General features: G+C 71.7%; 8 protein-coding genes. 5 read left to right on the top strand and 3 right to left on the bottom strand.

Annotation, left to right across the window (positions count from 1 at the left end; genetic code table 11):
* Window positions 1-8: 8 nt before the first annotated feature.
* The gene (locus tag ASE01_RS24330; protein ID WP_056749431.1) at window positions 9-5,075 is read left to right on the top strand and encodes a hypothetical protein; all 5,067 of its coding nucleotides are present in this window, start codon (window positions 9-11) and stop codon (window positions 5,073-5,075) included.
* Window positions 5,057-5,698, top strand: coding sequence for a hypothetical protein (locus tag ASE01_RS06745; RefSeq protein ID WP_056749430.1), 642 nt, complete (start codon window positions 5,057-5,059; stop codon window positions 5,696-5,698). Before ASE01_RS24330 ends, ASE01_RS06745 begins: the two co-directional genes overlap by 19 nt.
* Window positions 5,699-5,743: 45 nt before the next feature.
* On the opposite strand, the gene ASE01_RS06740 is transcribed toward ASE01_RS06745, so the two are convergent.
* Window positions 5,744-6,775 (bottom strand): alpha/beta hydrolase, encoded by a 1,032-nt coding sequence (locus ASE01_RS06740; protein WP_235535898.1) that lies wholly within the window; start codon window positions 6,773-6,775, stop codon window positions 5,744-5,746.
* Window positions 6,776-6,858: 83 nt separating this feature from the next.
* Between ASE01_RS06740 and ASE01_RS06735 the strand changes: the two genes are divergently transcribed.
* From ASE01_RS06735 to ASE01_RS06725, 3 genes are all read left to right on the top strand, one after another.
* Window positions 6,859-9,033, top strand: coding sequence for an RNA degradosome polyphosphate kinase (locus ASE01_RS06735; RefSeq protein WP_056749428.1), 2,175 nt, complete (start codon window positions 6,859-6,861; stop codon window positions 9,031-9,033).
* Between the two features lie 142 nt (window positions 9,034-9,175).
* Window positions 9,176-9,793, top strand: coding sequence for a DUF47 domain-containing protein (locus ASE01_RS06730; RefSeq protein ID WP_157537142.1), 618 nt, complete (start codon window positions 9,176-9,178; stop codon window positions 9,791-9,793).
* Window positions 9,794-9,805: 12 nt separating this feature from the next.
* Entirely contained in the window at window positions 9,806-10,837 is a 1,032-nt protein-coding gene (locus ASE01_RS06725) for an inorganic phosphate transporter (protein WP_056749426.1), read from the top strand.
* Window positions 10,838-10,843: 6 nt separating this feature from the next.
* Here the strand turns inward: ASE01_RS06725 and ASE01_RS06720 are convergent, their stop codons facing one another.
* Complete coding sequence (locus ASE01_RS06720; protein WP_056749425.1) at window positions 10,844-11,614, bottom strand: winged-helix domain-containing protein; 771 nt, start codon at window positions 11,612-11,614, stop codon at window positions 10,844-10,846.
* 25 nt (window positions 11,615-11,639) lie between these two features.
* Window positions 11,640-12,419 carry a phosphate ABC transporter ATP-binding protein PstB gene (gene pstB, locus ASE01_RS06715; protein ID WP_056749424.1) on the bottom strand — a complete coding sequence of 260 codons (780 nt, stop codon included), beginning with the start codon at window positions 12,417-12,419 and terminating at the stop codon, window positions 11,640-11,642.
* Window positions 12,420-12,442: the final 23 nt, after the last annotated feature.

The raw sequence follows: 12,442 nt of genomic DNA, 5'->3' as shown, positions 1-12,442 counted from the left end.
TAGGTTTCATGAGCTCTGTCACCGACGACGAGCCGGAGTCCGAGGACTCCGGTCTCGACGAGTCGCGTCCTGGACGCGGCAAGGGGCGGAGGGGACGGCTCTGGCGTCGCGGGGACAAGGACCTCCCCGCCGTGGGCGAGCTCGACGCCGACGACGTGCAGGAGCTCCTGCGCCGCAGCCACACCGCCGGCGTCATCGCGACCGAGGAGTCCCACGAGCCGACGGCTGCCGCGACCCATGATCCGGACAGCGAGTCGTTGGCCGAGGACGACCCCGACAACATCGCGGCCCGGGTCGGCCACCGGGCCTCCGGCATCCCCGGTGTCGCCGAATCGCTGATCGACGACGGTGCGGACCTCGCCGAGGAGACGGAGGTCGACCCCGACGCTGCCGAGGAGACCGCTGACGAGTCGGCCGCCGATGAGGCCGTCAGCGAGATCGACAGCGAGGTCGAGGACGCTCCCGAGGACGCTCCCGAGGACTCCTCCGCGCCCGCGAGCGAGGACACCGGCCCCGACATCGAGGACCAGACCGGCCCCGGGGCCCCGGTCGAGGACCGACAGGCAGCGCCCACCCGCGACGAGCCGGCAGCCGACGAGCCGGCAGCCGACGACTGGGCTGCGGTCATCGACCGCGCCGTCGGGCACGACACCGCTCCCTCCGCACTGGCCGCCCGGATGGCCGAGCAACGCCTCCAGCGCGCAGCCGAACCGACCGGCGAGGCCACCGAGCGGCGCATCCCCGAGCCGATCGAGGAGCCGGACCAGGGCCCGATCGAGCCCGGCGACTGGTCCGCGATCATCTCCCGCGCCACCCGCCGTCCCCTGAGCGACCCGCTGAGCGACCCCCTCGGCTCCCCCGCCGGCGACGCCCCGGACGACGAGTCGGACCCGCTGACCTCCCAGACCTGGCTCATCGACGTGCCCGTCGAGACGGCCGACGACGTGACCGGCGTGCCAGCCGATGGGCCAGCTGACGTGGTCGAGGAGCAGTTCGTTCCCGACGAGATCGAGGACGAGACCGAGGACGAGCCGGTCCCGAGCGCGGAGACCGACCACGACGCCGAGCAGACTCCCGAACTCGAGCCTGCCCCGGAGGCGGCCCCGGAGCCCGTGCCGGAGCCTGCCTCCGAGGCCCGGCCCCAGCACCGCGCCACGGACGAGGAGGCCGGCCAGTGGGTGATCGCGGCCGCGGTCGACGGCGGATTCGCCGAACCGTTCCCGGCACCCGCGCCGAAGGGCCTCGCGCGCCTGCGCCGCCGCGGCTCGGCCAGCGCCGCGCCGAAGCCGGACGCCCGGCCGCTGGCTGACTTCGTCGAGCCGCCGCTGCTCGAGGAGCCCATCCCGAACATCGACCGGCCCCACGACGTACCCCGTCGGCCCTCCGAGGTCCTGGCCCATGCGCGGGCCGAGATCGAGGCCGAGCTCGCCCCGATCCTGGAGGCGGAGGCCGAGGCCGCCGCCGAGAGCGACGGCGAGGTTCCGGAGCCGTCCGCCAACGCCGAGGTCGTCGCCGCCCTGGCAGCGCGTCTTCGTCGGGACGCCGAGATGGCCGCCGCCGAGCAGGCCGCCGAGCGCCTCGTCGCCGAGGAGGCCGCCCAGCGGGCCAACGAGGCACGCGCCGAGGCGGACCGCCTGGCCCAGGCGCAGGCCGAGACCGCCGAGATCGCCCACCGCGCCCGCACGGAGGCCGAGGACCTGGCCCGTGCCGAGTTCGAGGCCCGCGAAGCGGCCGAACGGGCTGCCCGCGAGCGCGCCGAGCTGGCGGGCGCCGAGTCGGCTCGCCGCGAGGACGCCGAGCGCCACGCCGTCGAGCAGGCCGAGCACGCCGCTGCCGCGCACGCCGCACGCGAGGCCGCCGAGGAGCGGGCCCGCGAGCAGGCCGACCTGGCGGCTGCTGCCGCCACCGCACGCCACGAGGCCGAAGCCTCCGCCAGCAGCTACGCCGACGCCGCGCGCCAGGCCCACGAGGACCGCGCAGCCGCCGAGAACTACGCCCGGGTGATGGCGGAAGCCGCTGCCACCAGCGCTGCCGAGCACGCCGAGTTCGCCCGGCGGATGCTCGAGGAGCGCGAGGCCGCCGAGCGCACGTCCACCGAGATCGCCCAGGCCCGCGCGCTCGCCGAGGACGCCGCCCGCCAGCAGGCCGCCCTGGCACAGGACGCCCATCGCGCCGCCGAAGCAGCAGAGGAACGCGCTCGACTGCTCGCCGAGCAGGCTGCCGCGAGTGCCGAGGAGCACGGTGCACTGGCCCGCCAGGCCGTGGACGAGCGCGCCGCCGCCGAGCAGGCCGCCGCCGAGCACGCCCGACTCGCCCGCGAGGCCCACGAGGCACGCCAGGCCGCCGAGCACGCCGCCCTGGAGCAGGCCGACCTCGCCCGGATCGCGCTCGAGACCGCAGAAGCCGCCGAGCAGCGTGCCGAGGACGCCGCGTCGCGCGCCGAGGAGCAGGCTGTCGCGCGGGTCGCCGCCGACGAGTCCGCCGCCCAGCAGGCCCACCGTGCCGAGGAGGCGCACGAGGCCCGACGTCTGGCCGAGGTCGCCGCCCGCGAGCAGCTCGAGCTCGCCAGCGAGGCCCAGGCAGCAGCAGCGGCCGCCCACCGCTCCGCCGCAGCACTTGCCGAGGAGAAGAAGGCCGCCACCGAGGCGCTCGCGCTGGCTGCGGAGTTCGCTGCCGAGGCGACCCACGCACGTACCGAGGCCGAGGCCCGCGCCACCAGCGCGCTCGCCGAGCTGGAGAAGGCCGCCGAGACCCACACCGTGGCGCTGGACGCCCTCCACACCGACCTCGTCCAGGCCAGGGAGACCGCGCTCGAGCACGCCCGCGCCCGCGCCGAGGCCGAGGCCGCTGCGACCGAGCAGGCCAGGGCCCGCGCCGACGCCGAGGTCCGGGCAGCCGAGCAGGCCGAGGCCCGCGCCGCTGCGGAGTCCCGGGCAGCCGAGATGGCCCGTGAACGCGAGGACGCCCTCGCCGAGGCCGCCCAGGCCCGCGCCGACGCCGAGCTCCGCGCCGCCGAGCAGACCGTCGCCCGCGTCGCGGCCGAGTCCCGTGCCAGCGAGCTGGCCCGCGAACGCGAGGACGCGCTGGCTGAAGCCGCCGAGGCCCGCGCCGCGGCGGAGCTCACCGCCGCCGAGCAGGCCGAGGCCACGGTGGCCGCCCAGTCACTCGCCGGAGACCTCGCCCGCGAACGCGAGGACGCCCTCGCCCAGGCCGCCCAGGCCCGCGCCGAGGCGGAGACCCGCGCCGCCGAGCTGGCCGAGGCCCGCGCCGCGGCCGAGACCCGCGCCGAGGAGATGGCGCGCGAGCGCGAGGAAGCACTCGCCCAGGCCGCCCGGGCCCGCGCCGACGCCGAGACCCATGCTGCCGAGCTGGCCGAAGCCCGTGCCGCGGCCGAGACCCGCTCCGCAGAGCTGGCCCGCGAGCGCGAGGAAGCACTCGCCGAGGCCGCCCAGGCCCGCGCCGACGCCGAGACCCGCGCTGTCGAGCAGGCCGCCGCCACCGCCGCCGCGGCAGCCGCCGCCGAGGCCCGCGCCGCCGAGATGGCGCGCGAGCGCGAGGAAGCACTCGCCGAAGCCGCCCAGGCCCGCGCCGATGCCGAGGCTCGCGCCGCCGAGCAGGCCGACGCCAGCGCCCTGGCCACCGCCGCGGCGATCGCAACTGCCGAGGCACGTGCCGCCGACCTCGCCCGCGAACGCGAGGACGCGCTCGCCGAGGCCGCCCAGGCCCGCGCCGACGCCGAGACCCGCGCCACCGAGCAGGCCGACGCCAGTGCTGCCGCGACGGCAGCAGCCATCGCCGCCACCGAAGCCGCGGCCGAGGCACGTGCTGCCGAGCTCGCCCGCGAGCGCGAGGAAGCCCTCGCCGAGGCCGCCCGGGCCCGCGCCGACGCCGACGCCCTGGCTGCCGAGCAAGCAGCGGCGACCGCCGCCGCCGAGGAACGTGCCGCCGAGCTGGCCCGCGAGCGCGAGGAAGCCCTCGCCGAGGCCGCCCAGGCCCGCGCCGACGCCGAGGCAGCTGCCGAGGCCGGTCGCGTGCAGGCTCTTCTCGACCAGGCCGCCGCCGACCAGGCCGCCGCCGAACAAGCCGCCGCCGAGCTCGAAGCAGCCCAGCTCGAGGCAGCAGCGGGCGAGGAAGCGCACTACCTCCTCTCGTCCTCCGAGGACGACACTGATGACGCTGCCGAGGAGGAGCCGGTCGCGTCCGTCCCCGACTTCGAGCGTGCCCCGACCCTCGTGGAGCAGTGGCGGGCGACGTCGGCTCCCGTGGAGGACGCGAGCGACCACTCCGCCGACGAGGACGCCGCTGATGTCCCTGTCGCCGCCCCCCGGACGCCGACGACCGCAGCCAGCCTGCTCGAGCAGTGGGGTGCCTCGTCCGACGCGTCGAACGAGGTCGCCTCGGCGTTCGACGATCCGGTCGCGGAACCCGAGCCCGAGGTGGAGCCGGCCGTCGAGCCGGAGATCGAGCCGGCACCGGAGCCCGAGGTGGAGCCCGAGCCCGAGCCCGAGGTCGAGCCCGAGCCCGAGGTCGAGCCCGAGCCCGAGGTCGAGCCCGCACCGGAGCCCGAGGTCGAGCCCGAGCCCGAGCCCGTCCGGTCCGACACCTCGATCGCCGCTGCCGTGGTCGCGGCCGTGTCCGAGCCCAAGCGCGTCCCGTTCCACTCCAAGCGTGGCAACGACAGCCTGGCGCCGATCGCGATCCTGGTGGCGCTGGCCTGTGCCGCCGTGGTGGGCCGGATGGCCTGGAAGGGCACCGTCCAGGACGACATCGGCCTGAGCGCAACGCTCTCCGTCGTCACGGCCTTCCTGCTGATCTATGCGCTGCGGATGAGCAACACGTCCCGCACCGTCGCCATCGACGAGCACGGCATCATGAAGGTCACGGTGGGCGACTTCAACAGCCAGTTCGACCTGACCAGCCCCAACACCAAGATCGAGCAGACCGGGACCCCCGGGCACCGCAACTGGCAGATCAACATCCTGCGCCGGAGCATGTCCCCCGTCGCGATCGACAACCGGATGGTCGACTCCCACACCTTCCTGGAGGCGCTGCGGCAATGGCGACCGGACCTCTAGAGATCGACCCGGCGGTGGCCCTCCGGACCGAGCGCGACGCGCTCGTGCGTCGGTGTGCGGCCGCCGAGGCCCAGGTCGCGGACCTGACCGCCGATCTCGCCGAGGCCCACGCCCGCCTGGCCGCCTACCAGGCGGCCCAGGAAGCGCAGGACGCCGCCGACAGCGGTTCGCTCTCGTTCTTCGACGGAAGCACGACCTCCGTGGACCGGCTCACCGGTGACGGCAGCGACCCACGGGTGCTCTCGATGGTGCTCGGCTCGACCGCGGTGGTGGCCGGGATGGTCACCCTGCTCACCCTCCTGAACGGCAAGCTCGCGAGTCCGTTCGGCCTGATCATGATCGCGCTCACCATCGGCCTCGCATGGGGAGCGGCGAACGCCCGGGTCGTGCCCGTCGAGATCAGCGTCGTTCGCGGGATGGTCTACATCCAGCAGGGCGAGTCGTCCTACCGCTTCGACCTCCGCAAGCCGGAGACCGCCGTGGACCTGGTCGGACGACCCGGTGACGCCAACTGGACGGTCCACTTCGGGCGCCGTGGCCTCGACCCGTTCGTCGTCGACGCATCAATGGTCGATGCGGTGGAGTTCACGCGCCAGCTGCGCGAGCACCGCCCCGATCTCTGATCGACTGGCTGATCGACTGGAGCGAACGCCCCGTCCGGGTCGACCTCAGCCCAGCGCCGCCCGGAGCCGGCCGGCGATCTCCAGCACGGCGGCTCGACTGCTGCGGCCGGCGCCCACGATGTTGAGGAACCCGTGGATCTGGTCGACGTAGCGACGCATCTCGACCTCGTGCCCGGCATCTGCGAGCCGGCGCGCGTAGGCCTCCCCCTCGTCACGGAGCGGGTCGAACCCGGCCGTCACGACGTACGCCGGCGCCAGGCCTGACGGGAGGTCGACGTCGAGCAGGTTGACCCGCTCGTCGGCGCGTGCCTGGGCCGTCGGCAGGTAGATGTCGTTGAACATCTCCATCGACTCGGCCGTGAGGTACAGGCCCTCGCCGAACAGGCGCAGGCTGTCGGTCTGGCGGTCGGGGTCGGTGCACGGGTAGACGAGGAGCTGGAAGGCCAGCGGCACGCCCTCCCGGGCCGACGCGATGGCTGCCCACGCAGCGATGTTGCCTCCGGCCGAGTCGCCTGCGACGCCGATCCGTGCCGGGTCGGCGCCCAGTTCGTCGGCGTGCTCGACGACCCAGCGCACCGCCGCGACGGCGTCGTCGAAGCCCTGGGGGAACGCGGCCTCCGGACCGAGGCCGTAGTCGATGGCGAGGACGGGTACGCCGGAGGTCTCGGCCAGCACCCGGCAGGGGGCGTCGTGGGAGTCGAGATCGCCGTACAGGAACCCGCCACCGTGGAAGAAGACCAGCAGTCCCTGGGCGGACGAGGCCGGGCGCGCGCCGTGGGGCAGGTAGTGCCGGGCCGGCAGACCGGCGACGGTGAGCTCGCGGATGGCGCCGATCGGCTGGTCGCCGCCGACGATGCCGGCGTTGGTCCGCATCGCGGCGCGTCCCCGGTCGAGGTCGTCGGCCCCGAGCTCACCCTTGCGCGCGAGCTTCTGGAGCAACAGCATCAGCTGGAGGTCAGCAGCCAGCGTCTGACCGTCGAGGACGAGGGGCCGCCCACCGAGTCGGCGCTGGACTCGCTCGGGGAGGCCCAGCAGGGTCCGCAACAGGGTGGTCTCGGCCGACGTACGCAGGTTCACGACGGCCAACTTACTGGTGAGTAGGTGACATCGGGTAGGAGCGAGGTCACCTTCCGTTCACCCACAACTGCCACACTCGCGACATGTCCACCGAGCAGCACCCGTCCCTGGTTCAGAACGAGTCCGTCCCCGCTCTCGCGGTGGCGGCGGAGCCCTCCGACGACGGGACCGAGCTGGACCGCTACGCGCCTTCTCCCGAGCTCCTCGCGCACATCGAGTCGTTCGACAACCGCTTCGTGGACCGGGAGCTGTCCTGGCTGCGGTTCAACGAGCGGGTCCTCGAGCTCGCCGAGGACGAGAGCCTCCCGCTGCTCGAGCGCACCCGCTTCCTGGCGATCTTCACCAGCAACCTCGACGAGTTCTTCATGGTCCGGGTGGCCGGCCTCAAGCGCCGGATCGCGACCGGACTGGCTGTTCGGGCGGCGAGCGGACTGATGCCGCTCGAGGTGCTCCGGGCGATCTGGACCCGCGCCGACGAGCTGAGCCAGCGCCACGCCGCCACCTTCCAGATGCAGATCATTCCGGCGCTGCGCGACGAGGGCATCGAGATCGTGCGCTGGGCCGACCTGGAGCGCGACGAGCAGAAGTTCTGCAAGAAGCTCTTCAAGGAGCGGGTCTACCCGGTCCTCACGCCGCTGGCGGTCGACCCGGCCCACCCGTTCCCCTACATCTCGGGCCTCTCGCTCAACCTCGCCGTGCTCATCCGGAACCCGAAGGCCGGCAAGGAGCACTTCGCCCGGGTCAAGGTGCCCTCCAACTTCGAGCGCTTCGTCTCGCTCGGCAACGCCCGCTTCGTCCCGCTCGAGGACGTGATCGGAGCCCACCTCGGTCGCCTCTTCCCCGGGATGGAGGTGCTCGAGGTCCACACCTTCCGCGTGACGCGCAACGAGGACCTGGAGGTCGAGGAGGACGACGCCGAGAACCTCCTCGCCGCCCTCGAGAAGGAGCTGCTGCGCCGCAAGTTCGGCCCGCCCGTGCGCCTGGAGGTCGAGGAGTCCATCTCACCGTCGGTCCTGGAGCTGCTCACCTCCGAGCTGGACGTCCGCGAGGAGGAGGTGTTCCGGCTGCCCGGACCGCTCGACCTCCGCGGCCTCCACTCCATCGCCGACCAGCCGCGCGACGACCTGAAGTACCCCTCCTTCGTGCCAACCACGCACCCGTGGCTGGCGGAGGTTGAGTCAGCGGCACCCGTCGACGTGTTCAAGGCCATCCGCCGTCGCGACGTACTCGTGCACCACCCCTACGACTCGTTCGCGACCTCCGTGCAGCGCTTCATCGAGCAGGCTGCGGCCGACCCGCACGTGCTGGCGATCAAGCAGACGTTGTACCGGACCTCCGGCGACTCCCCCATCATCGACGCCCTGATCGACGCGGCCGAAGCCGGCAAGCAGGTCCTGGTGCTGGTCGAGATCAAGGCGCGTTTCGACGAGCAGGCCAACATCCGCTGGGCACGCAAGCTGGAGCAGGCGGGCTGCCACGTCGTGTACGGCCTGGTCGGCCTCAAGACCCACTGCAAGCTCGCGATGGTGGTGCGTGACGAGCCCGAGGGCATCCGCCGCTACACCCACATCGGGACGGGCAACTACAACCCGAAGACCTCCCGGATGTACGAGGACCTCGGCCTGCTCACGACCGACGTGACCATCGGCGAGGACGTCGCGCACCTGTTCAACAACCTCTCCGGCTGGTCCCGCAAGGCGACCTACGAGCAGCTCCTGGTGGCACCGGACTCGGTGCGCTCAGGCCTGGTCGACCAGATCCACGGCGAGATCGAGCACCACCGTGCGGGCCGGCCCGCCGGCATCAGGATCAAGGCCAACTCCATCGTCGACGAGCCCGTCATCGACGCGCTCTACCTCGCCTCCTGCGAGGGCGTGCCCGTCGAGCTGCTCGTGCGGGGCATCAGTGCCCTGCGCCCGGGCGTCCCGGGGCTCAGCGAGAACGTGAAGGTGCGCTCGGTGCTGGGCCGCTTCCTGGAGCACAGCCGGATCTTCTCCTTCGAGGGTGGCGGTGAGCCGGTCACGTGGATCGGCTCGGCCGACATGATGCACCGCAACCTCGACCGTCGCGTCGAGGTCCTGGTGCGCCTGCCCGACCAGAGCCGGGACGAGGTACGCCGTCTGCTGGACCTCGCCTTCGCCTCGACCACGCAGGCGTGGGAGCTCGGCAGCGATGCGCACTGGACGCGCAATTCCGGCGAGGAACACCTCCAGGAGACCCTCATCGAGCGCCAGCGAAGGCGTCGTCTGAACTCCTGATGTGCCAGGCACCTGGCACCTGACCTGCGACAACGCGTCACGAACCGGATCCGCCACGCGGAGAACGCGGACAGGGATTGCGTTCACCTCCTCGTGACCCCCTAGCATGAGTCCGTTCCTCTCCGCCTCAACGGGAGTCCATGTGGGTCTGCGTCTGCGTCCGGTCGATACCTCTTTCTACGACCTCTTCACCAAGTCGGCCCAGCACCTCGTTGCTGGCGCCGAGCTGTTGGCAGAGATGCTCTCCGATTCCTCGGACAAGGCTGATGTCGCCGAGCGCATGCGCGCGGCGGAACATGCTGCCGACGACACGACCCACGAGATCGTGAAGAAGGTCAACAGCGTCTTCGTCACGCCCTTCGACCGCGAGGACATCTACGCACTGGGCTCCGGCCTGGACGACGTGATGGACATGATGGACGAAGCGGTCGACCTGATCCTGCTGTACGAGGTCAAGACCCTGCCGCCCGAGCTCTCCGAGCAGGTCGAGGTCCTTCAGCGGTGCGCCGAGCTCACTGCGGCAGCGATGCCGCGGCTGCAGTCGATGCAGTCGCTCGACGACTACTGGATCGAGATCAACCGTCTCGAGAACACCGGCGACCGCAACCACCGTCGCACGCTGGCGAAGCTGTTCTCGGGCGAGTTCAAGACCATCGAGGTCCTCAAGCTGAAGGACATCGTGGAGTCCCTCGAAGGGGCCATCGACGCGTTCGAGAAGGTTGCGAACATCGTCGAGCAGATCGCCGTCAAGGAAGGCTGAGGGACCCCGGTCGTGACCCTCACCCTGGCGATCGTGATCGCCGTGGTCGTCATCGCGCTCGCGTTCGACTACACCAACGGCTTCCACGATGCGGCGAACGCGATCGCGACCTCGGTCTCGACCCGCGCGCTGACCCCGCGCATCGCGCTGACCCTCGCCGCCATCATGAACTTCATCGGCGCGCTGCTGGGTCAGGAGGTCGCGAAGACCGTCGCCGACGTCATCAAGATCGAGGACGACTCAGGTCAGCTCCTGGTCGACAACGCCCACGTCGGCCTGGTCATCGTGATGGCCGGCCTGCTCGGCGCGATCATCTGGAACCTCATCACCTGGTACTACGGCCTCCCGTCGTCGTCCTCGCACGCCCTCATCGGCGGCCTGGTCGGTGCCGCGATCGCCGGGGGCGTCTCGGTCAAGTGGGACACCATCGTGCAGAAGGTGCTGATCCCGATGGTGCTCTCGCCGCTGTTCGGCTTCTGCGCCGCCTTCATCGTGATGACCGCGATCCTGTGGATCTTCCGCAAGGCCAACCCGCACAAGGTCAACCGCGGCTTCCGCGGCATGCAGACCATCTCCGCCGCAGCCCTGGCCCTGGGCCACGGCCTGCAGGACGCCCAGAAGACGATGGGCGTGATCCTGCTGGCGCTGGTGATCGCCTACCCGCAGGACTACGACATCGAGACGCTGCCCCTGTGGGTCGTGCTCGCTGCGGCCGGTGCGATCTCGGCCGGCACCTATGCCGGTGGCTGGCGGATCATGCGCACCCTCGGTCGCAAGATCATCCACCTCGACCCGCCCCGTGGCTTCGCTGCCGAGTCGGTCGGCGCCGGTGTGCTCTACACGACGGCCTTCGTCTTCCACGCCCCGATCTCGACGACCCACACCATCACCTCGGCGGTGATGGGCGCGGGTGCCACCAAGCGGCTCTCGGCCGTGCGGTGGGGCATGGCCCGCACGATCCTGGCTGCGTGGATCTCCACGTTCCCCGCGGCTGCGCTCGCTGCCTGGGGTTGCTTCGAGATCCTCAAGCTCATCCTGCTCTGAGCCGTCTCACGCCCCGTCGACGGACAGGCTGTAGCCGCGACCGCGGATCCGGCGTACCACCGCGACGTCCCCCAGCCGTGAGCGCAACCGGGTCACGTGCATCGCGATCGAGTTGCCGCCGGGGCGTCGATCGTGGGTGCCCCACAACGCATCACCCAGATCGTCATCGCTGACCAGGCCGGGCGAGCTCAGCATCAGCGCGCGGAGCAGCTCGAACTCCTTCAGCGGGAGGTCGGAGATCCGTTCGCCGTTGACCCGCACCGTGAACGCGGTCGCGTCGAGCTCGATCGGGCCGACCTCGACCCGGGCGTGCTCGGAGACCGACCGCGGGCCGTGCGACATCACCTCCCAGAGGTTCTGGGCGGCGTACGGGCGCAGCACGACCGCCGAGGCACCGGCCAGCATCAACGAACCGACGCTGCCCAGGGCTGCACTGCTCGCGGCGCCGAGGTCGTTCAGGTCCTCCGCGCCCGCGATGACGTACGGCGTGCCGTGGCGCCTGATCAGCCCCACGAACTCGTCGGCAGGGATGCCCGGGGCTGCCGGCGTCACCAGGACGGCGTGCGGGTCGGTGCGCCCGAACTCGACGAGTCCGTCGAGGGTGGAACCCACCCAGGTCACGTGGACGCCGTGCCCTGCCATTGCCTCTGCGAGCGCGCCCTCGTCCGGTTCCGGGTCGACCACCAGGAGCTGGGCCCCGGTGGTCTCGGCCCAACGATGCAGATAGGCGCGCACGGACTGGCGACGGGCGTCCGAGCGCCCGTCCCACTTGCCCACGTCCTGCTCCGATCGATACGTCTGATCAGCCGAATCGACCGGAGATGTAGGCCTCGGTCGCCGGGTCGTCGGGGTTCGCGAACATCTTCTTCGTCGGGTTGAACTCGACCAGCCGTCCGGGCTCGCCGGTGGCCTTCAGGTTGAAGAAACCGGTGTCGTCGGACACGCGGGCGGCCTGCTGCATGTTGTGGGTGACGATGACGATCGTGTAGTCATTCTTCAGCTCGTGGATCAGGTCCTCGATGGCCGAGGTCGAGATCGGGTCGAGCGCGGAGCACGGCTCGTCCATCAGGAGCACCTGCGGCTCGACGGCGATCGCCCGGGCGATGCAGAGGCGCTGCTGCTGGCCACCGGACAGGCCCATGCCGGGCTTGTTGAGGCGATCCTTGACCTCGTTCCAGAGGTTGGCGCCGCGCAGCGACTTCTCGACGACCGCCTCGGCCTCGGACTTCTTCATCTTGCCCGAGTTGAGCTTGAGACCCGCGAGCACGTTGTCGAAGATCGACATCGTCGGGAACGGGTTGGGCCGCTGGAAGACCATGCCCACCTGGCGGCGCACGGCGACCGGGTCCACGCTCGACTCGTACAGGTCCTGGCCGTCGACGACGATCTTGCCCTCGACACGTGCGCCGGGGATGACCTCGTGCATGCGGTTCAGCGAGCGGAGGAAGGTCGACTTGCCGCAGCCCGAGGGGCCGATGAAGGCGGTGACCGCTCCCGCGCGGATCGTCATGTTGACGCCCTGCACGGCGAGGAAGTCGCTGTAGTAGATGTTGACGTCGGAGACGTCGATGCTCTTGGCCATTGCGTGTTCAGTTCCCTCTCAGA

The organism is Nocardioides sp. Root190, assembly GCF_001428565.1.
Taxonomy (GTDB): domain Bacteria; phylum Actinomycetota; class Actinomycetes; order Propionibacteriales; family Nocardioidaceae; genus Nocardioides.
The sequence above is the reverse complement of the archived record's forward strand: the minus strand, read 5'-3'. Positions and strand labels throughout refer to the sequence as shown.

Coding starts and splice junctions, on each gene's coding strand:
- ASE01_RS24330 (WP_056749431.1), top strand. CDS start 9: ATGAGCTCTGTCACCGACGACGAGCCGGAGTCCGAGGACTCCGGTCTC.
- ASE01_RS06745 (WP_056749430.1), top strand. CDS start 5,057: ATGGCGACCGGACCTCTAGAGATCGACCCGGCGGTGGCCCTCCGGACC.
- ASE01_RS06735 (WP_056749428.1), top strand. CDS start 6,859: ATGTCCACCGAGCAGCACCCGTCCCTGGTTCAGAACGAGTCCGTCCCC.
- pstB (WP_056749424.1), bottom strand. CDS start 12,419: ATGGCCAAGAGCATCGACGTCTCCGACGTCAACATCTACTACAGCGAC.